Below are 1,361 nucleotides of genomic sequence, written 5' to 3'. Positions count from 1 at the left end.
AGGAAATGTTCTTTTTATTCGGGCAATAGCTCGCTCTTTTTTGCATTTAGGACATGTATAAGTAAATATCATTGGTATCCTTACCAAATATCATATGCCCCCTTACTTGGAAGCAGTATCTCATTTTTTTGGGATTTTACTCTTATTGTGAATATGAATAAAGTTGAATTCCGTGCTGAATTGAGCATAAATCTCGTTGTGTTAAGTGCTCATTTACCATAACGGCACTTTGTGTGAACTGACAGATAGAGCCGCATTGTTCTACACGAACACTAGAAACTAAAAAGCCTCTCATTAGGGAGGCTTTTTTGTTGGATGATCACCAGATCTAAGAAGATCAGCATTGAGATCAAACGCTTTTGGGATTAATCTCTTTCTCCAGATGTGAAAAAACCGCCCTGCAAGGCGGTTTATTTCGGAATACTTACTGGTTTGACGGCCTGTGTAAGTCCTTTCATGATAGCCCATATCGTTAAAGCACTTCAAGTATTCCTGCACTCTGTTTGGATCAAGATGTTTTGGACAGAGCGACGCGCATCAGCCACCGACCAAGGGAAGTCCGATAGGTGGCAGGTAAAGGCACTAATCAGAACTTGCGAAAGCACGATAAAACCGCCCTGTTGTAGCTGCTAGACGGGGACAAGCGGAAAAGGAATAACTGATTAGTGTTGTGTGACTCGGACGGGGGGCGAAAGCCTTTACACACAGCGCAGGGCAGCCCGAAAGGGTACGAGAAAAAACTCCACGGAAAGCGACCACAAACAATGCTCAAATCACTCGAAAATCGAGTCGAAATGGGTAGGGGTCGGCGCAGCCGAAAGGGCTGATAGGGCCGCCTTGCGCGGCAGCTTTTTCGGGTTGTTCTTCAACTGATTGTTAACTCTGACAAAGGGATTATTTGTCCCTCTCTGTTGTTGGGGTTTGTGACTCTATCTTCCTTTTTAATCTTTGAAAGCCGTTTTGTGCATACTCTTTTGCTTTCCTCAGCTCGTTTGCTTCTGTCTCAAATCGATTTAACTCTTCTAAATACTGCCTTTGTATTTCCGCGACTTTCTGTTCTGTTTCTTTCTGTATTCTCATTGCCGCGACTTCTTTGGCCCTTATGGTTTGTTCTCTTTTTAGAAGCTCATTTTTGAATTGATGGAGATTTTGACTTTCGCTTTCCAGTTCTGCTCGAACGCGTTTTCCTTGTTCCTCGTAGGCAGAGTTGACCTTTTCTTCTGCCCATTCTTTTGTCTTTTTCTCGTAGTTTCTAGCCTCTTGAATTTTCTTTTCTGCCTGTTCTATTGCTTCGGCTTGTGCTTCTTTTGCTGCAGTGATCTGGCGGTTATTCATCCCGTTATAGATGAAAATGGTTAGTG

The 1,361-nt window shown here is 43.1% G+C and carries 1 protein-coding gene; it reads right to left on the bottom strand.

Annotated elements, in window-relative coordinates; translation table 11 throughout:
• Positions 1–894: 894 nt before the first annotated feature.
• Positions 895–1,361 (bottom strand): hypothetical protein (locus ACR0EO_RS22070; RefSeq protein WP_480693058.1); only part of this gene is annotated, 467 nt, incomplete at its 5' end.

It is taken from the genome of Ruegeria sp. BE9, assembly GCF_056538765.1.
Note: the sequence above shows the minus strand (reverse complement) of the source record. Positions and strands in the feature narration are given on the sequence as shown.